Raw genomic sequence first — 21314 nt, forward strand, 5'->3', positions numbered from 1 at the left:
TTCAAAGGTTTAGTTTGCACGCTCGCTGCTATATGCTACAATGAGTTTCGCTGTTTTTTCTGAAGCTCCGGGCTCTCCGAGCTTTTCGGCTAAGATATCATAGTTTTCTAAGACACTACTTCGAAGTGCGGGATTATTAATAAGTTCGTCTAATTCATCGGCGATAGTGCGGGTATTGCAATCTTCTTGAATAAGCTCGCGAACGGACAGAAAGCCGTTTATCAAATTGACCAACGAGATGAATTTCACGTTCACCAACCACTTAGCAATCCATACAGTGATCGTATTTGCTTTGTAAACAACAACTTGTGGAACCTTCAATATCGCCGTTTCCAATGTAGCAGTGCCGCTTGTCACGACAGCAGCCTCTGCGTGTTGTAGCAAATCGTACGTCTGCTGAAAGACAACAGGGATAGGCAATTCACCTATAAATTGGCTGTAATATGCCTCGCTGAAGTCGGGAGCACCTGCGATAACAAATTGATGTGCTGGGAAAAGATAGTATAAATCGATCATTTCCGGCAGTAGTTTCTCGATCTCCATTTGACGGCTCCCCGGCAAAAGCGCAATTATCGGACGTTCATTTAATCCATTCCTTTCGGTAAAGTTTGGATTTGGCGTATGAGCTGCAATTGCATCTAACAAAGGATTGCCTACATAATCTACTCGGTAACTATATGTTTTGTAAAAATCCACTTCGAAAGGGAGAATACAAAACATGTGGTCTACCACCTTTTTTATTTTATGAACACGACTTCGATTCCATGCCCATATTTTTGGAGATATATAGTAGCAAGTATGAATTCCTATCTTTTTAGCGAATTCGGCGATTTTTAGATTGAGACCAGGGAAATCAATGAGGATAAGGATATCTGGTTTGATCTTTTGGATATCCGACTTTATAATTTTTAGATTTCTTCTGATTTTCCCTAGATTTTTCAAAACCTCAATAAAGCCCATATAGGCCATTACAGACGTATGAATCACAGGCTGTAAACCAGCTGCTTCTTTCATTTTATCACCGCCAACGATATGAAAGGTAGCTTGTCTATCTTCTCGCTTTAGTGCATGAATTAAATTCGCTCCATGCAGATCCCCGGACGTTTCTCCCGCTATCAAATAATATTTCATTCGTATTAAATTGTGTAGGTTAAAGATACACCATTCCATTATAAATGATGAAGAAATAGGGAGATATCCATAAAAAAGAAACGTAAAAAATCCTTCTAATATCAATCCTGATAAATGATTTTTGTGTTTTCACGGTTCTATGCTTCCCATTTTTGTCGTAATAACTCTTGCAATTCAGCTATTTCTTTTCGGTACATCGTTTTTTTTCGAGTGCCAAAAAACAACGTATTTTCAAGTGGCGTATCACCTTCCCATATTAGCTTAACTTGCCCCGCTGAAATCGCGTCACGACAAAGAAAATCTGGGACAATGGAAAAACCCGTGCCATTGCTTAAGCAGCGAATAATTGAACTTATATTAGGAACAATATAATTGGGACTAAAATCTGGATGCTCACCGAAATGTTTCAGCCAGAAATTTTTAAGGTGTTCCATATCCGCAGCCGTGCTGTACCACAATTGTTCTTTTAGGAATTCTATGGCCGACTTCTTTTTACCGGCTTGGATAAATCGAGCCAACGAGTCCGTATTCGTCTTACTCCCCGCAATTAGAACAATACGCTCTTTTGAAAATGGCACATAATCCAAACCTTGCTGGTTTCCCCTTTTTGGGGTGACAATCAAGTCGAGAAAGCCGCCATCTAAGTCGTGCTGCATTTGAGGGTATTCGCCAAACTTAATAATTAGGTTGAAGGGCAGCATGGTAATATGTTCTTCTAAAGTATACTGGAACGTTTCGAAGCACATCCCTACACTAAGTGTTGCACGTTCTGTTACAGATCGTTTATGGAAGTGTTGTTCTGCGGCTTCCATTTTTTTTAACGGCTCTAATACAGAATTATAAAGGATCTTTCCCTTTTCGGTCGGTACCATCTTTCGCGCCGATCGGTCGAAAAGTTTATAACCTGTAAATGTTTCCAATGAATTTAAATGCAAGCTAACACCGGGTTGCGAAATAAATAGGTCGTGAGCCGCGGCAGATAGCGTGCCGGTTTCGTAAATAGCTTTAAATGTTCTTAGCCATTCTAAATTCCACTTCATAACTATAATTATTATAATACAAATGTACAATTTAAATTATTTGTATTATAAAAAAGATGAACAGATCTTTGTGCCATTAACATAAAATCACAGGGATATGCATGTTTTTATTTTAAACGCCGGACAAGAATTTGCTCACTCAGGAGGAAAATTCAATGAAATGATAACGGACTGGACAATATCTATATTGAAAGAAAAAAATATAACATTTCGAATAACTAATATCAACAACCAATATGACCCATTGCAGGAGGTTGAACATTTCAAATGGGCAGATGTCGTTATTTATCATACACCTATATGGTGGTTCCAGGTGCCAAATAGGTTAAAGAAATATATCGATGAGGTATTTACGGCGGGGCATCAGAATGGCATGTACACAAGTGATGGACGTAGCCGGAGCAATCCGGCTGTTCATTACGGGACGGGGGGGTTAATGAGCGGCAAAAAATATATGGTTACAACAACATGGAACGCACCTGATACCGCTTTTACGTTGCCGGGAGAATTTTTTGATCAACGGTCGGTAGATGATGGTGTATTATTCGGTTTTCACAAGATGAATCAGTTTGTTGGTATGGAAAGAATGGATGGATTTCATTTTCATGATCTTGAAAAAAATGCAACGATGCAAAGGATTGATCGATATAAAAATTTGTATATGGATCACTTAAGTACCATTATAACGAAGCAAACACACCGAACACACACGTCTATTTAACTGCTATTATAAATGCAAGGCGAATATCGCCAAGAAATTAGGACCTTTTTATTGCATTACTGGACGAAACAACAAAGGGGGACGCATGTATACTATATGATCTACATGAAGATGAACATGATAACAATACGTTAATTTTTTTGTGAAATATGGATAAATAAACAGGGGATGGAGGTAGACAACAAAAGGAGCTATACAAAATTCGGGCGACTAAGTGTGGAAAAGCTACAGGAACCAGCGCATTTTTCTTATGAAGAATTTTACAGGAACACGGAATTAAAAAAGATCACCTTGTGATAGATAAGCGTGCGTGTATACAAACTCGATGCATTTGTTGGAAGTTAATCCGATAGGGTCGGATGGGGTTAACAGTTAAGCTTTCCCATCGGGGGTATAAAATATTTTCGGATTTTTTTTACTTTTACGGCGCTATGGAAAATAAAAAAAAGAAAGCAGCTATCGGATTCATATTCATCACGTTGCTAATTGATATTACCGGATGGGGAATAATCATTCCGGTGGTTCCAAAATTAATTGAAGAACTTATCCATAGCGATATTAGTGAAGCTGCCACATATGGTGGTTGGCTTGGATTTGCTTACGCGTTTACACAGTTCGTCTGCTCTCCTGTGGTGGGCAATCTGAGCGACAAATATGGAAGGCGACCTGTTATTCTGATTTCTTTATTTGGATTCGCAATCGATTATATTTTTCTGGCGCTTGCGCCAAATATTTGGTGGCTTTTTGTCGGAAGGGTAATAGCTGGTGTCACCGGAGCAAGCTTTACAACGGCTAGCGCGTATATCGCTGATATCTCAACGGATGAGGATCGGGCTAAAAACTTTGGACTCATTGGCGCAGCCTTTGGTCTGGGGTTTATTATTGGCCCTGTACTTGGAGGATTGCTCGGACATTATGGTTCCCGTGTTCCTTTCTATGCAGCAGCAGGATTATGTTTGCTTAACTTTCTGTACGGTTACTTTATTCTTCCCGAGAGTTTGGAAAAAGAAAAGAGGCGTACATTTGATTGGCGAAGGGCGAACCCCATCGGTTCATTCAAGTTTTTGGGAAAGCACCCCGAAATTTCTGGGCTTATTGTTGCATTGATTTTAATTTATATCGCTGGTCATGCCGTACAAAGCAACTGGAATTTTTTTACGATGTATGAATTTAACTGGACGGAACGAATGGTGGGTATTTCGTTGGGTGTCATCGGATTATTGATAGGATTGGTTCAGGGTGTGCTGATTCGGTGGACGACACCCAAACTGGGCGAACAAAAAAGCATCTATTACGGTTTGATTTTCTACGCGATTGGAATGCTATTGTTTTCTTTTGCGTCGCAAGGTTGGATGATGTTTTTGTTTCTAATCCCATATTGCTTGGGGGGGATATGTGGGCCGGCATTGCAATCGGTTATCACTAAGAATGTCCCGTCCAATGAACAAGGTGAACTGCAGGGAGCGCTGACGAGTCTGATGAGCGCTACCGCAATTGTCGGCCCTCCAATGATGACAAATTTGTTTTATTTTTTCACGCATGACAAAGCACCGTTTAAGTTCTCGGGGGCACCTTTCTTTCTCGCTTTCCTCTTGATGACAGTTAGCATCGTCATCGTGTATAGTGCTTTTCAACGGAAAAGGAAGGTATAGCCCGATTGCAAACCAAGTAATGCGGGCTGTCAGCGCAGCAGCGCTCAATCGGGTTTTGTAGCCGTTACCATAAAAAGCCCAGTAGGTCGTTCATCGGTCTTTAAAATACGCGATTGCGCTTGTTGATCGGATTCAATCGAACGAAAACCAGCACGTTCTAAGATTACCGCATCATATGCCGGACGTTTGTGTTTGCTTATATCGAGGCATGCTTTGATGATATTTGCTTCTTCCATGATTTCGGCAGGATAGCGTTCGTGCCCCTCTTGGGAGAATACAACACTTCCGAAATCACCGTCGAAATTTATAAATTTTCCTCCCGGTTTTAGAACCCGATAGACCTCTCTATAACAAGCTAGTAGGTCGGGAACTGTCCACGTCATCAAACGCGTAAACACGATGTCAAATGAGTCATCGGCAAATGTCAAGCGTTGTGCATCCATAACCCTATAGTCAACCGTAAGCTTTTGTTTCCGAGATACATTTCCGGCTTCAGAGATCATTGCTGGTGAAACATCAATTGCAGTTACCTCATAACCACATAAAGCCATGATGTTTGCAAAGTAACCGGAGGCAGTACCTAATTCTAATATTTTCCGCTCAGAGATTGCTGATGGCATCGGTAATGCTTGAAAAAATTCGAGCCAGTAAGTCGTTTCCGGTAGAAGCCAAGCGTCTTCTTTCTCTTCTCTCCAAATCTCACTTTGTTTGTCCCAATAAGAGGTAATTTGATTCATCATATTCTTAGTTACTAGATTATTGCATACCTACGTTAAATCTGTATTCTTTAATTCGTTGGCGAAGAAACAAAAAATAATGTCCTTAGTTTCCTCGATCAGGTAATAAGAGTTTGGGATTTCGATCCATTCACCATTCTGTTTTTGTAATCGAATATTGCTTACCCAATATCTAAAACTATTAAATGTATAGGTCTTGCCATCAATGTCGAAAGCCTTATCAAGCGCAAAATCCTCGTTGCCTAACACATTGTCAAATTCGATGGAAAGATTTCCACCTACTACTTCCACAAGTTCTGTGTCCTTAGAACAAGATGCCATCATTGTCAATAATGCGATAGAAAAAAAACTCTTTTTGATCATTTGTTTATTGTATTGTGTATAATTAATTTTATTTGGATGTACGATATAGATGTTCCACCTGCTCCCAGTTTACAATCTCCCACCATTTATCGACATAGTCGGCCCGCTTATTCTGATAGTTCAGATAATAAGCATGTTCCCACACATCGAGTCCCAAGATCGGAGTACCTTTGAATGACGACACATCCATTAAAGGATTGTCCTGATTGGGTGTCGAACCAATTTTTAATTGATTGCCGTCTTTTACCAGCCATGCCCATCCCGAGCCAAACTGGCCTAATGCGGCTTTAGAAAATTGTTCTTTAAACGAGTCGAAAGATCCAAAACTGCTTCTAATCGCTTGGTCAAGCTGTCCTGTTGGTACATTGTTGTCTGTTGGTTTACGGAGAATAGACCAGAACAGTTCGTGGTTAAATGCTCCTCCCGCATTATTGCGGAGCTTCGTAGAATAGTTGGATATACGGGAAAACAAATCCTTTACATGAGCTGCCGATACGTTTTCCGAAATAATGGCTTCGTTCGCACTGGTGATATATGTCCCGTAGTGACGCACATAGTGTATTTCCATAGTAGCCGTGTCGATGACAGGCTCCAGTTCATTATAGGAATAGTTCAGGCTTGCCTTCTCAAATTTGAATTTGCTAGTTACCTTCGATTCTAGCGTACTACCTGCAAATGTCTTATTGGTTAACAATAAACCGGTAGCCAGTGTTAAACTACCTCTAACAAAGTCTCTTCTATTTGTTGTTTTCATGATAAATGGATTTTAGTTTCTAATTCGTTCTTGCATCTTCCTGTCTTAAATATTCCAGTATAGACTTTGCTTCCTGTTCATTTAGGCCAACACTGACCATCGTACTTTCGAAGTCGTCTTTTATGGCAAGTGCATCCGGATCCTTATCAAACATTTCCTGTGTATTTAATAGCAGATTCAGTATCCATTCCGGTGTTCTTTTCTTCGTTACACCTTTCAAAGCTGGGCCAAGCTTGTTTTCGCTGTATTCATGACACATCGTACACTTCACGATGAAAAGTTTATTTCCTTCATCTGCAACAGTCTGGTCAAATTCAGGTTGTGTAAATGACGTTATAGGTCCGATCCCTTTGTTGCCTTCTTTAAGGTAATCGTGGACGACCATTTCTTTAGGTTGGTCTGCTTTAGTCTGCGGTGGAGCTGCTGAACTGTTTGTCTTCGGACTGTTGTTGCATGCAATAGCTGTAGCGAGAAGACCAACGGCTAATATTATATTTAATTTTTTCATATATCGATTTATTTTACTGGTGAAATCAAAAGGAGAATGATACATGGGTCATAAAACGATTTTCAGCCTTTATACGTCCATCTGCGAGCTTTTGGTTGATCGGAGTCTGAAAATTTCCGCCAATAGAGATTGCCCCGACATTGATCTCAACACCTGCAATTCCCATCGTGGAATGTCCACCAGACTGGCTAACGTCAAAGCGGTTATAAAGCACATCTTTTGGCTGTGTTTCATATAGCACACCTGCATTAGGAGAAATACGTACTTTGTTCTTTATATTGAACTTATAGTATCCCAGTGCATTAATCGTTAATTTGTTGGCATAACGATAATCATGCTTGTTTTCTGTATTGATCTTATACGTTGCATTAACGTTGAGCCCGGCATCCATCAAACGAATGTCGTAAGCTGCATTGATCATAAAGTCTGTACTCGCCGTTCCTAATTGGAAGTTATTCGGAGCACCCATCTCTGCACTGGACTGTTCGCTGGTATCATATTTACCGGTAGGCGCCTTGATTCCTGCCCCCACCCATAACGACTGCATCAGAAGTTTGTTCGTTCCTGTCGTACGGACATCATCCAGAAGTTTGTAATGCCCCATAACAACAATATCACCAAGCCCGTTCTTCTTTCCGGTTTCCAAGCTGTTGTTACCAATGGTCCGCTCATTAAAACTATACGGAATTATCGCCATTACCCTCCAACGTTCTCCGAAATTCCATGCGCCCCAAAGCTCCATCGTACGATAGGTTTCATTCGTTGAATTCGGTGTACGGATACCGTTAGGGCCAAGGTGAGTCTGTAGTCTATTCTGTTGGTATCGTAAACCGACAAAACGTTTGTTGAAGTTCGGTAAGATGCCCAAGTAGTAGCTTCCGACTCCACAGCCGCAGACATCACAGGCTACTGACATGGGTATGTTTGCAAAAAGTGCGACAACGGAAAAAATCGATAGTATTATTCTCTTTCTCATATTCTAATAGCTAATTGACTATAAAATCAGAGCCGAATGGTTCTGAAAGTAATTTGTTCGACAAAAAGGCAGGGTCTTCCAGTGTTTTCAGAAAGGCCATTAAATCTGTTTTTTCATCCTCGGTCATGGCAATGCCCAATGTGCCGTTAGATTGACGGAACAGTGGATCCAATGTCGGTGAATCTACCATATCATGGCGATAATGGTCGAGCATACGACTAACGGTCAGATAGCGTCCGTCGTGTGTATAAGGTGCGGTAAAGGAAAGGTTCCTTAAAGAGGGTACCTTGAATTTGTATTCGTCCTTTACGTTACCCGTTACGATAGCTCTTCCTTTGTCATTACTTCTATTGGGACGTATACCATTGTTACGATAACTAAGATCCGTGAACAAGGGTTCTTTGTGGCAGTTCGCACAGTTATTCTGGAAAAACAGATAACCCCGTTTTTCCGATTCTGAAAAAGAAGCACCTTTTTCCTTACGCGTCACTTTGTCGTATTTGGAATCACTACTGGTAGCCATGAGCATAAATTGCGACAAGGCCCTAAAAAACAACACATCTGTAATCTCCTCCGTACCGAAAGCTTTCTTGAACAGCGTAGGATATTCCGGACGTGCCCTTAATTTGAGCAGGATGTTGGGTACCGTCTCGTCCATCTCCACCTCACTATGGATAGCATTTACCCCTGACAAGTCGAGATCAAATACACCGCCATCCCAAAAGAACTCATTGTGCCAGGCCAAGTTCATAATCGGCATGGGATTACGTGTCCCGAGCCGGTCATCAATCCCGTGACTCACGTCATGACCGTGGTGTGTAAATCCAGCACCCTGTATATGACAGCTCCCACAGGCGATTGTATTGTTTCGCGAAAGCCTTGGTTCATAAAACAACTTTTTCCCTAACTCAAAACCATCCTTTGTCACCGGATTTCTGGAAAGGTCATAGGCAGGCTTCGGAAAATTGGAAGGCTGTACAAATCCAAAGAATATCTCTTCGTCCTCCAAAATGTCATTTCCTTTTTTGCAGGCCCATATCAGGGCAAGAATCGTGGTAATAACTATTATTTTCTTCATCTCTTCCTTGTTTTATTAATTCGAGGAAAGCTCCTCTTCACTTCGCACATAGTTCTCGGTATGGTCATGCGTAAACAGGGATTCAAAATTACCCGCGATATTCCCACTATCCTCTTTATTGAACATAACGTTAGGTTTATCCGCTATACTCAACTTATACGGGCCATTAAAGATCTGCATCAGGTCAACCATCAAATGGACATTGCTCCTTAAATCTGTTCTCACATGCGCCAGATGGTCCCCACTGGTTTTGGTCAGGTCAACGGTAATGACTTTGATATTGTTCATTGCTTCCGGATCGTCAAAAGGATAACCGAAACCTCCGATATGATATTTGAATTGTTTATTACCAGTAGGGTCACCTTGCTGATCATCTGTTACCACGTCACTGTTCCCTTCCAGTTTGAAGAAGATATAACCCTGGCTCCATGTCCAGAACATACCCGCATGGCCTTCTCCCGGATTGAAGGAAAGCACCCCTGATCTTCGTTCCATAGGCATCATGTTTCTTTCCTGATCGACGCCGATCATAAACTCAACTTTCGTATAATCTCCTTCCGGCACTTTAACCTTTGTAAAGCGGGTCGTTCGATCTGATCCATCTACCATAAAATAACTATCGTCCTGCGGAACGGTATAACTACTTCCATCGGCTTTGTAAAGCTTGATATTGCTGATGTAGTACATCAGGATACGTATACTGAATTGCTCGCCCTTTGCATTTCGGTACAGATAGTTAGGGTCGATATATAATCGGTCTTCCCCAACGATATGGTCAAACTCAATAGAGAAATCGCCCATTTTAGTTTCGTCAATAATATCGGCATCCTTTTTACAGGCCGATAGGAGAAAGCAAAACGCTATAAGTGCGGTCGCCATATTCTTCCAGTTTCTTTTTATCATTTTATATTTCATATGTATATAACTTGTCTTTTAACGGCCATATGGAATATCCACACTATATTCATTCGTGTTTGTGCAGCTTGTGCTACATGGATATTTCATATCAATTATTTAAAAGGACTTGAAAATTCCCTGTTTTTTAAAAATGTCTCATCGGTCAACGCATTCAGAAAAGACTTAATGTCCTCGACTTCTTTGTCTGTCATGGGTATGCCGACCCGGTCATTGTTCTGGTATAATACCGAAGCGGTAACAGGGGTATCTTTAATATCGAAACGGTAATGATTTAGTACCTCATCTATCGTCTTGAATCTGCCGTCATGCATATAAGGTGGACTTACCATCACATTGCGCAGCGTGGGTGTTTTGAAAGCACCCAAATCCAGTGGATTGTAGGTAATACGGTATCTGCCCCAATAAATTCCCTCATGCGATCCGTCCGAGAAATCATCGTCTATCCCGTTATTGTGAAAATCATTATCCGTAAATAATTCCCCTGCGTGGCAAGATCCACACTTTTGGCGAACCAGATTCAGTCCCCGAAGCTGGTCGGCAGATAGCGCGTCCGGCTGCTCTCCTCGACGGTATAAATCGTACGGAGTGTCCGCTGAGATCAATATCCGCTGAAATTGAGATAGCGCCATAGCTGTACGATGTTCACTTGGCAGTTCCCCAAATGCTTTGTGAAATAGCTCCACATAAGTAGCATCCGCCCGCAACCGTTCCACCAGCACGGGTAGGTACATGCCCATCTCATCTGCATGTGTCAGCGGACCAAATGCCTGCGACTCCAGATTGGTCGACCCTCCGTCCCAAAAAAGTCCCTTGTCTGTCCACGCCAGATTGATCAATGTAGGTGAGTGCCGCTCCAGAGGCTTACCCGATACACCGGCTGTGGTAATAGCCACTCCATCGGAAAATCCTTTGCTTTGGTGGTGACAACTTGCACAGGAAACCTGCTTGTTGGCAGACAGAATCGGGTCGTAGAAAAGTCTCCGACCCAATTCAACTCCCGTTTTGGTCAGAGGATTTGAGGGCAGACCCGTTTTGGGATCAATAGCGGATTCCACTGCTTTGGGAAAAAATGCAGGCTGACGAAAGGCAAATGGGGTCTCCTCCTCATCTGTAGTGTCCAAATCATCATCCTTTGAACAGGAAAATAATCCGAACAGCATTACCAAAGAGATGAAGACTCCTCTAATATATTTATCTCTTCCTGTTATTGACATTAATTTGCTTCCACAGAAACCGAACCCGCTTCTTTGAATGTTAACGATTTACTTAAGAAAGCATCGCGCAGAGCTATCATAAGTTCTTTTTTACTTTGGCTGATGCTGTTATTGACCCATGGTAGATCTATAGCGGACACCAATTCTTTTACGTCCACATTAAAAGTGATTTTCCCCGAATTTTGACCATCAATTTTTAGCGGCGTAGTCAGTTCTACAGTTTTTTCAGCGCCATCAAACAGTTCGTTCGAACCTGTTTCCCATGCCATCGCTTTCGAAGTTGGTGTACCGTCTGCCCAATGAATGGTCCCAGCTAGGGTCAAGAATTTGTAACTCGTGAACCACATCCAGCCATCACTGACACCCATTCCGTTCAGCGAACCTAGTTCCCCCGCGGTCAGGGTAATATTATCATTGTATTTTTGATCTACACCAATAGAAAATTTAATGGCCTTGTATTCGCCAAAAGGAATCTCCTTGATCATCACTTCTTCGCGCTTGGTAGCCGGATACTTCTCTCCATTGACCAAATGTGGTACAACTATTTCGTTAGTTTCTTCCACCAGATAATAGGAATCCGGTATGGCATGTTCTTTATTCTCTTTATCAACCAGTTTGACATTGCTTACCCAGTAACGGAGACGGTTAAACTCGAAATCCAGATCATAAGTCCCACTGGCGTTTACGAGTTGATAGGGATATCTTTTATTCAGTTCAAAATCTGACTCACCGTACCGGGCATCAAAGGTCAGGGTCAAAGATCCTGCCTGATCCGCGTAGACAATTTTTTCAACTTCTTTAATTTCAGTTTTTTCACAGGATGTGAACACCAGTGCAGCTGCAGCTGCAAAAAATAGGTTTTGCTTATTCATTTTTCTAATTATTGTAGTAATTGATTCGTTTTTTATCTGGCCTCAACAGGAAATACCAACTCCTCCTGCGATACTTTTTCTCCGCCTTTTAATAGATTCACTTTAATCTTCCAATGACCTTTCATCGTAAAATTGATCGTTCCGCTATAACGTCCATTTCCAGTACCGGTGGCGGCTTCATTATTCGGAGAGCCATGCCCCATATTCGGCATAAGAGGTTCTATCTCGACCGTGTATCCCTCCAACGCCGGGAAAAGGTTATGATCCATTTTGTGAAGCGTGAAGCCGATAGGTTGGGTACCGGCCTTTACCTCCTCAGGTAACAATAGACTAACAAATACACGGCTGTCATCCTTGGTATTTACCGAGATGGTACGTACATATTTTGCTTCTGAAACCGGCAAAAGAAAAGATAAGCTATCTTTTTTGTTAAGAATTGTATGTAATATCCATCCTTCGCCCATATCATCCATGTTGGCCATGATAAAGACAACTTCGGCCTTAAATAGTCCATTGCCCAAATCGACTAAAGGATAATAAGGCCCTCCATGCGACATCATGCCCATATCCATGATTACATCATAATCAAGATGAGCATCTGCGGTGGGATTTCCTTCAAGGTCTGTGACCTGGATATAGATGGTTTCGTTTTTGCTCCTTAGACTGTCTTGCGCAAATACACTCACCTTATTGTCGGTTAATGTAGTATCTGCAATTTTGGTTAATGTGCTTATATCAACCGTATTAACTACCGTGTCGATAGGTCTTTTTTCTTGGGTCTGCTGCGTGTTATTTCCGCACCCGGTTAAACTGTATACCAAAGCTATAGCCGCAATGCCTAAAAGCATGGATACTTTTCCAAAGTAAACTGATTTCATTCTCGATTTTATTCAATGCCAAAATCGCTGGGTTGACAGCCATAAGGATAAATGCACCTTTGGTCAACCCAGCACTACTAAATTTATAGGGATAAATTAGACTTGGAATCGAGGGGGACGGAAGTTATTCTTAAAATGGATAAAGCTATAGTAGTCGTTATAATATGTTACATAGGTATTTTTCACGCAGATCGACGTTTGCTCAGGCATTACAATGAAATCCAGCAACAGGCAAATGAAGGTTTCGTATTTTACATTTTGTGGAAGGCTTTTTTCAGAAGATTTCTCATCGAGTGCTTTAAGCTTTTTCATGAGCACACATTGACCATTACAATGCATCTCAGGCCGGGTTCTATTTTCACAAAGGTTTGCTGCAATAAAGGATTGGTTACTCTCAAACCACACAAATACACCGATACTTCCCAGAAATTGGTAAGCAAGTACAATAAGGAGTAAGAAAGATATGATCCTTTTCAATTTGGTTTAACCGTTTACAATTGTTTCAATAATTTACGGATATCCACTATTGCCTTTTTTGCATCTTCTTCATTCGTGCCGTCGTAAACACCCCTAACATGACCTTTGGTATCTACCAATGTAAATGCGCCGCTATGGTCAAATCCCCCCGGGACATCGGGATTTTCCTCTGCATACGAAAAGTATCCCTCTTTTCCTGCAATCTTATAAACAGCATTCTGAGGACCATTTAAAAACTTCCAATTTAATGGCGCTCCGACTTTTTTCGCATAATCTCGAAGAACAGCTGGCGTATCATGCTTATCGTCAATCGTATGAGACAAAATGAGGAACCGCTTTTCATTCTCAAATTCTTTTGCTATAATCAACATGTTTTTGGCGAGCAATGGGCATATCGTTGGACAACGTGTAAAGAAAAAATCTGCCAGATATATTTTGTTAGCAACATCCTCGTTGGAAATCCACACGCTATCCTGATCCACAAAACGGAATGCAGGGATCCTGTGATAAATCGTATCGGTAACGGTCTTGCCTCCTTTTTCAATCGCAACGATTTCTTTCTCGCCCATAATAGGAAGGCTCTCTTCGGTGCCTTGTCCATCACAGGAATAAAGGATAGGAATGCTAAAAACTAGATACCATACTTTAAGAATTTTAAATGACTGCATATCTTTTGTTTCTTATATTCGTTCGCATTAAAGTTTCATACAAAGTTACCACTCTATACATTTTCCGGTATTTACATAAGAGTGCGATTGATTTAGGTTTTCGTGCAATATACCGAATTAAATATTATATGTAAGACATATAATAGGATAAACGCGTTTATAAAATGATCAAGTTTCATATAGTTTATTCTATGTTGCCTTGCTAGATGCCCCATATCAAAGTGTTTATAAATAAAGTATTTTTTCTGACTTTAATAAAACCGAGATAAGGATATTAGAATCCTACAGCACTTCCGTTCAGTGGTTGTGTGATTTCCAAAAGATGGGATACCCAGTTGTTTTTGGGAATATACATCCCTTGAGAATAAGATCTATATATTACTTGGTCTATTATAAAGGATAATGAGGACGGACGAAATACCTCCATTTTTATTGACTGCGATTATATTTCCCGATTTTTATGTAAGTTTGGGATATAAACCGAAAATTTTGTAAATCCAAGAACAATCTGAGGATATGTGCTATGGCATCTATTAAAATAAGCAAAGAAGTTTTAGAAGCTATTGGCTGTGGGGATCATATTGCCTTCAATCTGTTTTACAAGGCCTATTATCCGGTTGTTTTACGTGTAGTTAAGCAGTACATTAAAACGGAGGATTTAGTTGAAGATGTTGTACAGGAAATTTTTACAAAAATTTGGACAGAAAGAACCAAACTCGCTCATGTTCTATCACTTGAATCCTATTTATTCATCGTCGTAAAAAATTACACACTCAACTATTTGCACAAGATAGCAACAGACCAAATCCAGCAACAGCGTATTTTTCAACGTTTCAGATTGGATATCGATAGTGTTGATCAACAAGTTATTGATAAAGAATATCAAGCAAAGCTTAAGGAGATACTCGATCGATTGCCGGCACAGACAAAGCGGGTGTTCGAGCTCTGTAGGGTTGAAGGGAAAACTTACGAAGAGTCTTCCAGAATATTGGGCGTTTCCAAAAGTGCCATTAAAAAGCACATGATCCGGTGCGTAAGTACGTTAAAAAAGTATCTACAGCATGATTTACATTTACCCGTCGTCCTGTTTCTGACCATGGAATCTATTTTATAGAAAAGTAAAAAAACTGAAAAGAGGGGTGGCCTATTTTAAGTTTTTTTTGTCTTTACTTCTATAAGCGATTATGGAAGATCTGGATTTTTATAAAACATTAATACATCGTTATCTCAATGGAGCTGCTAGCCACTCTGAAGTAGCGCTATTTTTTGCACTATTGGAATCCGGTGAGCTGGATACATTGATAGCAGATCAATTAAGGGATGATCTGAACCGGGAACTCGCTACTATTCGTAGAAGAAACAAGCAAAGGATACGCTGGCAAGTTGGCGTAGCGGCAAGTATACTGCTAGGTGTTACTTCTATGTGGTTTTTCGTGCGCCATAACGAGGCGCCAAAAGCGGAGCCTACAAACCTGGTGTCCATTACAAAAGAGGTTGCTTTAGGCCGGATCGATTCCGTTTTACTTTCGGATGGGACAAAAGTTTGGCTCAATGCCGGTTCAAAAATAGAATATCCCAAACAATTTGACGGTAAAGAGCGAAAAGTTAAAATAAGCGGGGAAGCATTTTTCGATGTGGCACACAATGCAAAGGTACCCTTCGTGATAGCAACGGAACAAAAGCGGGTCAAAGTCTACGGAACTTCCTTCAATGTAAAGTCGTATAAAGATGAAAAATTCACGGTTGCGGTAAAAACCGGTAAAGTGGGTGTAAAAGACGTAAATGATGAGAAAGAATGGCTGCTAACGAGAAATGACCTGATTATCTATAGTGAGAAATCAAAAGCACGTGTATTGAAGAACCAAAATCTGGAAACCGTATTGGCATGGAAACAGGGCGATATTGTTTTTGATGGTAAAAGTCTCGCTGACATCCTGCCGGCCATCCAGAGAAAGTACAACATTAAAATTAAGTTAAATCATCCGGATATTGGAAAACTGCAGATGATCGGCCGCTATAAAAATACGTCATTAAGTACGCTTTTAGAGGGCATGAAGTTTTCCTTAAATATTGGGTACGAGAAAAAAGGGGAACTTATTTTATTATCGATGCCCGATCGCTAACTAATATATTTAACATTATAAACCTTATAAACATATGTAGACGCACATTAAATTTAATGGCCGCTATTTTAGAAATAACGACCATCGTGATCCGTCACTGTTGCTTCTTTCCACAGGCACAACAGTGACGCTGTTCAATTTTTGATCAAACAATCTAATATAATGAAAAAAACTAATCAACGAAAACTTGTACTTATGTCGTTTGGATTCGGATTGCCTTTATTTTTGATCTGTTTTTCGTTTTCCATGTTAAAGGCAGAGATTGCTCTTTCCCAAACGGCAGCTTCCAAGAAGGTCTCTATAAACGTGAAAACCGATGATATTCAGGAAGCTTTCAATATAATTGAAAAGCAAGCCAACGTCTCTTTTACCTATAATAAGGAATTGCTTTCCATACCGTTGCAAATAACCCTTAACGTCAAGGAAGCTTCCTTGAAAACCATCTTGGAAGAAATCGGCAGACAAACTAAACTAGATTTTAAAGAAATTGATGGAAATGTAATTGCTGTTAGATACCAACCAAATTCGCTCGTGGGAAAACAAAAGGCTACCCGCCAAAATATCGTTAAGGGGTCTGTCGTCTCGGCAGGCGATGGGAATCCGCTACCGGGCATCAGTGTATATGTAAAAGGAACAAGCATAACCTCCGTGACTGACGAAAAGGGGAACTTTGTCTTGTCTGACGTTCCCGGAGATGCTGTATTGGTTTTTACCTATATCGGCTATGAGAAGCAGGAGATACCGGTAAATAACAGGGAATTTATACAGGTTAGATTAATCGAGTCTTATACAGACCTCGACGAAGTGGTGGTAGTGGGATATGGCACGCAGAGGAAGGTGAATTTAACCGGTTCCGTTTCGTCCGTTTCTGCGACCGACATTGAAGATCGACCGATTACCCAGGCCTCACAGGCACTGGCGGGTTTAGCAACGGGCGTTTCGGTTTCTCAGAGTGCTGGGCGTCCCGGAAATGATGCGGCTTCGATACGGATCAGAGGGCAGGGTACCTTTTCGGGTGCCGGAAACGATCCGTTGGTGCTGATTGATGGTCTGGCCGCTTCGATGAACGACATCGATCCCAATAACATAAAGAGTATTTCAGTGTTAAAAGATGCTGCTTCAGCCTCCATATATGGTACGCGGGGTGCAAACGGGGTTATCCTGATCGAAACGAAGCGCGGTACAAGTGGTCGCCTTCGCGTTTCATATAATAATACTGTTGGCTGGCAAAAGGTGACAGAACTCCCCGATTTTGTCGGCTCGGCCGAATATGCGGAACTTTTCAATGAAGCTAACAGTAACATGGGACAGGCTTTAAGTTATACGGCTGAAGAGATTGATAAATTCCGGTCGGGCGTGGACCCTGACAATTATCCAAACGTGCCGCACCTGAAAAACCTGTTGTCCTCGGGCTCGGGCTTTCAGATGAACCACAATGTTTCTTTTTCCGGCGGTTCGGATAAGAACTCGTATCTGTTTTCTTTTGGCTACCTGGATCAGGATGGTGTTGTTGCCAAAAATAATTATCGTCGTTATAACTACATGCTGAATTCGGATAGTAAAATATTGGATAACCTTACGCTGAAGGTCAATATGACGGGTAATAGTGCACAAACCAATGAACCAAGGCAATTTGATGGAGAAATGATGAACATGATCGGTTTCGCCGTCAGGCAAGGGCCTATTTATGCGGGCAGAAAGTCCGACGGCACTTTTGGCTATCAGGACAATTTCAGCCCCGAAGCATGGCTTTCGAGCGAGTCTTTCGTGAACCGAGCAAACAAATTTTTTTTAGGAGGGGCAGAGCTTGCCTGGGAAATAGTACCCGGTCTTATCTGGAGTGGTAAGGTGGGATACAATTATAATAATTTTACTAACAATAGTTTTGCGTCTGATTTTATTTTTGATCAAAATAAGCGGGTTGGTCCGAACAATCTGACCGTTAATTCAGGCGACAACTCGTTATTAACGCTTCAATCGTTGCTACAGTTTAACAGGACTTATGGGAAACACGCAATCAATGCACTAGCAGGTTTCTCAGAAGAAAAATTCCGCTCAGACTGGACCACCGCTTTCCGTGACGATTTTCCGAGCAATCTGTTGCACGAGCTAAATGCAGGCTCATCTGCCAATATGCAATCGTCCGGCTCGGCGGCTGAATGGGCCCTGCGCTCATTCTTTGGACGGGTAAACTATATATTATCAGATCGTTATCTTTTTGAGGTGAATGCAAGGTATGACGGAACTTCCCGCTTCCCCAGCGAAGGACGTTGGGGGTTGTTTCCCTCTGTTTCGGCAGCCTGGCGGATCTCCGAAGAACCTTTTTTCAAGGATCATGTAAAAGGGGTCGACAATCTGAAATTGCGCACCTCATGGGGAACCTTGGGAAATCAGAACATTGGTAATTACCCCTATCAGAATGTATTGAGCTTGGGCAATAATTACCCGATCGGCGGTGTACTGCTCCCGGGGGCGCGCTTAACTACCTTGGCAAACAGCGATATTACATGGGAAACAACAGAGGTAAGGGGAATCGGTCTCGATTTCTCACTTATGAAAGGTAAACTCGCCTTCGTGATGGACTATTTTGATAAGCGTACACGGGATATTCTCTATAATTTGACGGTTTCAAGTGTGTTGGGATTAACACCATCGGAGGTAAATGCCGCATCTGTACGGAACAACGGATTTGAATTTCTGATGGATTATCGTACCTCTATCGGAAAGCTGAATATCGGCTTTAGTCCGAATTTTACCTATACGAAAAACCGGGTAACAAAACTGGCGGATGGTCTAACGCAAGATATTGCAAAAAACTTGTTTGTGGGGCAACCATTGGGGGCTATTTATGGCTATGTAGCCGACGGCCTTTTCGTTGACGTAAACGATATTGCAGCCTACCCTACTCAACCCTATGCGGCGCAACCCGGTTTTGTGCGATACGCCGATGTAAGCGGCCCCAACGGCACACCAGATGGAGTTGTCGATCCGGCAAATGATCGAACAATTATCGGCAATACCGTGCCCAAGTTTAGCTATGGTGCTACCATTCGGTTTGATTACCAAGGTGTGGATCTGTCTGTTCTACTTCATGGATTGGCAGGTTTTGATCGTCAGATGGGCTCTTATCAGGCATTCGCATTTTATAATGGAGGACAGATTCAACGATGGCAGGCCGAAAATAGATGGAGTGCCGAGAGTCCGGATAGAAATGCGGAATATATCAAATTGACCAGTCTTAATATGGGCTCCGGAACGATTATGCCTTCGACATTCTGGAATCGGAATGCAAGCTTTCTTCGCCTGAAGAATATTCAGCTGGGTTACTCTTTCCCAGAGAAAATTACCAGAAAAATGCGATTGGATAGATTACGCATTTTCTTTAGCGGACAGAATTTATTTTCCCTCAACAGCTTTTATCAAGGCTGGGATCCGGAGATGGGACAAGGTACAGGCGATAACACCCCCTTTTACCCGATAACCGCCGTGTATACTTTTGGATTGAATGTTAGTTTTTAACGATCGATAATTCTTATCATGAACATAATGAAATTCATCACATATTTTAGCCAAAAGTGGTTATGCTACTTGCTTTTGGCCACATGCACGTTTCTTGGAGCATGCAGCAAAGATTTTTTCGATAAACAACCCTTAGATGCAGTTTCAGATGCTACCTTCTGGAGGACGGAAAAAGACGCGCTCCTCGCACTGGTGGGTTGTTATAGCACGGGCGCCGGATGGAAAGGTGAAGATTTCTGGACACCACGAAGTCTTTTATACCTCGATCTTATGGCAGGTAACGGATCAGAAAAGGAGCTGATACCGGACAGAGTGACGGATGGTACGTTGAATTCTGCTTATTGGGTAACGGAGGGTTACTGGCGAAATTCTTATCAAAAGTTGACAGCATGCAACAATTTTCTGGATCATATCGGCGAAGTGGAAATGGATGAAAGTCTCAAAATCACCATGATAGGTGAAGTTAAAACCTTAAGGGCTTATGAATATTTCAATCTGGCGCTTTATTTCGGAGGTGTTCCATTGGTTACCAAGGTACTGAGCATCGAGGAGGCAAACAATGTAACCCGAGCCTCGCGCGATGAAGTATGGGATTTTGCAGAAGCAGAGCTGACAGAAAGTGCGGCAGTTCTGCCGGCAAGCAGACCCGCAAATGAACAGGGGCGGATTACAGCGGGTGCAGCACTTGCCATCTTGGGACGTTTGCAAATGGCACGTCAAAAATGGGCGGAAGCTGCTGAAAGTTATAAAAAGATCATAGGGTTTGATGTTTATCATATTTACGCTGATTTTACCAAGTTGTATTCGGCTAGTAACGTAGCCTCTGATGAATTTATTCTCACTTCACAATATCAGGAGGATGTATATGGACATGTTTTGCCCCAATATCTTTATCCTGAAACTTGGGGAGGATGGCATCAGTTTTCTCCCTATAACGAATTGGTGAAGGCATTTGAATGCACAGACGGAAAACCGATTGAAGAATCTAACCTGTACAATCCATCCGACCCTTATGAAAACCGAGATCCGCGCCTCGATTATACCGTTTTGATTTCCGACAGAAGCGTGTTCAAGGGACAAACCTATATTGCGCGTCCCGGTACCACCTCGCCGGATAGGTTTAATCGATATAACTGGAGTGGTTACTGCATACGGAAATTCATGGATGAAAGTTTCGATGGAAACCTGATGAATTTTGGGGGTAACTGGGCGATTATCCGTTATCCGGAGGTGTTATTGGGTTACTTAGAGTCCAAGCTGGAAGCGGGCGACCCTATTGATCAACCGCTTTTGGATGCGACGATCAACCTGGTGAGGGGAAGGCAGAATGTTGCCATGCCGAAGATTACTGTTACGGGTATAGACGCCTTGCGGTCAATGATAAGGAGGGAACGTCGGGTTGAGTTTGCATTTGAGGGCTTACGGTATTTTGATGTGTTGCGGTGGGGTATTGCTGCACAGGAACTTAATAGACAGTTTACGGGAATGAAATTAACGGATAATCCGGCTGGATATAAGGATTTTCCCGTAGATGAGGAAGGTTATCTGATCTATCAGCGACGCAATTTCAAGGCGGGTGTGAACGAGTTATGGCCCATTCCCTTGTCTGAACTCCAGATCAATAGGAATCTTACGCAAAACAAAGGTTACTGATCTATCTTATATTTCACTTCATGTTAGTACAA

Annotated in this window: 20 protein-coding genes; 6 read left to right on the forward strand and 14 right to left on the reverse strand. The window is 41.8% G+C overall.

All coding sequences use genetic code 11. The features are described from left to right. Window positions 1-9 precede the first annotated feature (9 nt). Window positions 10-1131: a lipid-A-disaccharide synthase gene (gene lpxB, locus ACFSR5_RS04565; RefSeq protein WP_380901174.1), complete on the reverse strand. Its 1122-nt coding sequence runs from the start codon at window positions 1129-1131 to the stop codon at window positions 10-12. A 137-nt stretch (window positions 1132-1268) separates the two neighbouring features. Beyond that, on the reverse strand, window positions 1269-2171 hold the full coding sequence (locus tag ACFSR5_RS04570) for a LysR family transcriptional regulator (protein ID WP_380901176.1): 903 nt from the start codon (window positions 2169-2171) through the stop codon (window positions 1269-1271). A 97-nt stretch (window positions 2172-2268) separates the two neighbouring features. Between ACFSR5_RS04570 and ACFSR5_RS04575 the strand changes: the two genes are divergently transcribed. Together ACFSR5_RS04575 and ACFSR5_RS04580 are read left to right on the forward strand one after the other, a co-directional pair. Further along, window positions 2269-2892: an NAD(P)H-dependent oxidoreductase gene (locus ACFSR5_RS04575; protein WP_380901178.1), complete on the forward strand. Its 624-nt coding sequence runs from the start codon at window positions 2269-2271 to the stop codon at window positions 2890-2892. A 359-nt stretch (window positions 2893-3251) separates the two neighbouring features. Continuing rightward, complete coding sequence (locus ACFSR5_RS04580) at window positions 3252-4544, forward strand: TCR/Tet family MFS transporter (protein ID WP_380901180.1); 1293 nt, start codon at window positions 3252-3254, stop codon at window positions 4542-4544. Between the two features lie 44 nt (window positions 4545-4588). Here ACFSR5_RS04580 and ACFSR5_RS04585 read toward each other — a convergent pair whose 3' ends face one another. The 12 genes from ACFSR5_RS04585 to ACFSR5_RS04640 form a co-directional block, all read right to left on the reverse strand. Beyond that, window positions 4589-5284, reverse strand: a complete 696-nt coding sequence (locus ACFSR5_RS04585) for a class I SAM-dependent methyltransferase (RefSeq protein WP_380901182.1) — start codon at window positions 5282-5284, stop codon at window positions 4589-4591. Between the two features lie 27 nt (window positions 5285-5311). Further along, on the reverse strand, window positions 5312-5644 hold the full coding sequence (locus ACFSR5_RS04590) for an MbnP family protein (RefSeq protein WP_380901184.1): 333 nt from the start codon (window positions 5642-5644) through the stop codon (window positions 5312-5314). A 28-nt stretch (window positions 5645-5672) separates the two neighbouring features. Beyond that, window positions 5673-6398: a superoxide dismutase gene (locus tag ACFSR5_RS04595; protein ID WP_134433163.1), complete on the reverse strand. Its 726-nt coding sequence runs from the start codon at window positions 6396-6398 to the stop codon at window positions 5673-5675. Between the two features lie 19 nt (window positions 6399-6417). Further along, window positions 6418-6906, reverse strand: coding sequence for a c-type cytochrome (locus tag ACFSR5_RS04600; protein WP_380901186.1), 489 nt, complete (start codon window positions 6904-6906; stop codon window positions 6418-6420). Window positions 6907-6931: 25 nt separating this feature from the next. Further along, window positions 6932-7882 (reverse strand): transporter, encoded by a 951-nt coding sequence (locus ACFSR5_RS04605; protein ID WP_380901188.1) that lies wholly within the window; start codon window positions 7880-7882, stop codon window positions 6932-6934. 10 nt (window positions 7883-7892) lie between these two features. Beyond that, entirely contained in the window at window positions 7893-8960 is a 1068-nt protein-coding gene (locus ACFSR5_RS04610; protein WP_380901190.1) for a cytochrome-c peroxidase, read from the reverse strand. Between the two features lie 15 nt (window positions 8961-8975). After that, the gene (locus tag ACFSR5_RS04615; protein ID WP_380901192.1) at window positions 8976-9875 is read right to left on the reverse strand and encodes an MbnP family protein; all 900 of its coding nucleotides are present in this window, start codon (window positions 9873-9875) and stop codon (window positions 8976-8978) included. Between the two features lie 95 nt (window positions 9876-9970). After that, window positions 9971-11092, reverse strand: a complete 1122-nt coding sequence (locus tag ACFSR5_RS04620; RefSeq protein WP_380901194.1) for a cytochrome-c peroxidase — start codon at window positions 11090-11092, stop codon at window positions 9971-9973. Beyond that, window positions 11092-11964: an MbnP family protein gene (locus ACFSR5_RS04625; protein WP_380901196.1), complete on the reverse strand. Its 873-nt coding sequence runs from the start codon at window positions 11962-11964 to the stop codon at window positions 11092-11094. Before ACFSR5_RS04625 ends, ACFSR5_RS04620 begins: the two co-directional genes overlap by 1 nt. A gap of 32 nt (window positions 11965-11996) precedes the next feature. Further along, entirely contained in the window at window positions 11997-12842 is an 846-nt protein-coding gene (locus ACFSR5_RS04630) for a FixH family protein (protein ID WP_380901198.1), read from the reverse strand. A 96-nt stretch (window positions 12843-12938) separates the two neighbouring features. Then, window positions 12939-13154 carry a hypothetical protein gene (locus ACFSR5_RS04635; protein ID WP_380901200.1) on the reverse strand — a complete coding sequence of 72 codons (216 nt, stop codon included), beginning with the start codon at window positions 13152-13154 and terminating at the stop codon, window positions 12939-12941. A gap of 179 nt (window positions 13155-13333) precedes the next feature. Next, complete coding sequence (locus ACFSR5_RS04640; protein WP_380901202.1) at window positions 13334-13987, reverse strand: SCO family protein; 654 nt, start codon at window positions 13985-13987, stop codon at window positions 13334-13336. A gap of 523 nt (window positions 13988-14510) precedes the next feature. On the opposite strand from ACFSR5_RS04640, the gene ACFSR5_RS04645 reads away from it, so the two are divergent. The 4 genes from ACFSR5_RS04645 (at window position 14511) to ACFSR5_RS04660 (ending at window position 21282) form a co-directional block, all read left to right on the forward strand. Beyond that, window positions 14511-15101 (forward strand): RNA polymerase sigma factor, encoded by a 591-nt coding sequence (locus ACFSR5_RS04645; RefSeq protein ID WP_380901204.1) that lies wholly within the window; start codon window positions 14511-14513, stop codon window positions 15099-15101. A 70-nt stretch (window positions 15102-15171) separates the two neighbouring features. Beyond that, window positions 15172-16110: a FecR family protein gene (locus ACFSR5_RS04650; RefSeq protein ID WP_380901206.1), complete on the forward strand. Its 939-nt coding sequence runs from the start codon at window positions 15172-15174 to the stop codon at window positions 16108-16110. A gap of 162 nt (window positions 16111-16272) precedes the next feature. After that, a complete protein-coding gene (locus ACFSR5_RS04655) occupies window positions 16273-19629 on the forward strand; it encodes a SusC/RagA family TonB-linked outer membrane protein (protein WP_380901208.1) in 3357 nt (1118 codons plus the stop codon). A 27-nt stretch (window positions 19630-19656) separates the two neighbouring features. Further along, window positions 19657-21282: a RagB/SusD family nutrient uptake outer membrane protein gene (locus tag ACFSR5_RS04660; RefSeq protein WP_380901210.1), complete on the forward strand. Its 1626-nt coding sequence runs from the start codon at window positions 19657-19659 to the stop codon at window positions 21280-21282. Window positions 21283-21314: the final 32 nt, after the last annotated feature.

The organism is Sphingobacterium suaedae, from assembly GCF_042684625.1.
Lineage (GTDB): Bacteria > Bacteroidota > Bacteroidia > Sphingobacteriales > Sphingobacteriaceae > Sphingobacterium > Sphingobacterium suaedae.

Excerpts from the sequence above, each read along its gene's own strand:
- ACFSR5_RS04620 (WP_380901194.1), bottom strand. The coding sequence starts at position 11,092 with ATGTCAATAACAGGAAGAGATAAATATATTAGAGGAGTCTTCATCTCT.
- ACFSR5_RS04650 (WP_380901206.1), top strand. The coding sequence starts at position 15,172 with ATGGAAGATCTGGATTTTTATAAAACATTAATACATCGTTATCTCAAT.
- ACFSR5_RS04605 (WP_380901188.1), bottom strand. The coding sequence starts at position 7,882 with ATGAGAAAGAGAATAATACTATCGATTTTTTCCGTTGTCGCACTTTTT.
- ACFSR5_RS04600 (WP_380901186.1), bottom strand. The coding sequence starts at position 6,906 with ATGAAAAAATTAAATATAATATTAGCCGTTGGTCTTCTCGCTACAGCT.
- ACFSR5_RS04615 (WP_380901192.1), bottom strand. The coding sequence starts at position 9,875 with ATGAAATATAAAATGATAAAAAGAAACTGGAAGAATATGGCGACCGCA.
- ACFSR5_RS04590 (WP_380901184.1), bottom strand. The coding sequence starts at position 5,644 with ATGATCAAAAAGAGTTTTTTTTCTATCGCATTATTGACAATGATGGCA.
- ACFSR5_RS04630 (WP_380901198.1), bottom strand. The coding sequence starts at position 12,842 with ATGAAATCAGTTTACTTTGGAAAAGTATCCATGCTTTTAGGCATTGCG.
- ACFSR5_RS04595 (WP_134433163.1), bottom strand. The coding sequence starts at position 6,398 with ATGAAAACAACAAATAGAAGAGACTTTGTTAGAGGTAGTTTAACACTG.
- ACFSR5_RS04625 (WP_380901196.1), bottom strand. The coding sequence starts at position 11,964 with ATGAATAAGCAAAACCTATTTTTTGCAGCTGCAGCTGCACTGGTGTTC.
- ACFSR5_RS04655 (WP_380901208.1), top strand. The coding sequence starts at position 16,273 with ATGAAAAAAACTAATCAACGAAAACTTGTACTTATGTCGTTTGGATTC.
- ACFSR5_RS04640 (WP_380901202.1), bottom strand. The coding sequence starts at position 13,987 with ATGCAGTCATTTAAAATTCTTAAAGTATGGTATCTAGTTTTTAGCATT.
- ACFSR5_RS04645 (WP_380901204.1), top strand. The coding sequence starts at position 14,511 with ATGGCATCTATTAAAATAAGCAAAGAAGTTTTAGAAGCTATTGGCTGT.
- ACFSR5_RS04575 (WP_380901178.1), top strand. The coding sequence starts at position 2,269 with ATGCATGTTTTTATTTTAAACGCCGGACAAGAATTTGCTCACTCAGGA.
- ACFSR5_RS04580 (WP_380901180.1), top strand. The coding sequence starts at position 3,252 with ATGGGGTTAACAGTTAAGCTTTCCCATCGGGGGTATAAAATATTTTCG.
- ACFSR5_RS04635 (WP_380901200.1), bottom strand. The coding sequence starts at position 13,154 with ATGAAAAAGCTTAAAGCACTCGATGAGAAATCTTCTGAAAAAAGCCTT.
- ACFSR5_RS04610 (WP_380901190.1), bottom strand. The coding sequence starts at position 8,960 with ATGAAGAAAATAATAGTTATTACCACGATTCTTGCCCTGATATGGGCC.
- ACFSR5_RS04660 (WP_380901210.1), top strand. The coding sequence starts at position 19,657 with ATGAAATTCATCACATATTTTAGCCAAAAGTGGTTATGCTACTTGCTT.
- lpxB (WP_380901174.1), bottom strand. The coding sequence starts at position 1,131 with ATGAAATATTATTTGATAGCGGGAGAAACGTCCGGGGATCTGCATGGA.
- ACFSR5_RS04570 (WP_380901176.1), bottom strand. The coding sequence starts at position 2,171 with ATGAAGTGGAATTTAGAATGGCTAAGAACATTTAAAGCTATTTACGAA.
- ACFSR5_RS04585 (WP_380901182.1), bottom strand. The coding sequence starts at position 5,284 with ATGATGAATCAAATTACCTCTTATTGGGACAAACAAAGTGAGATTTGG.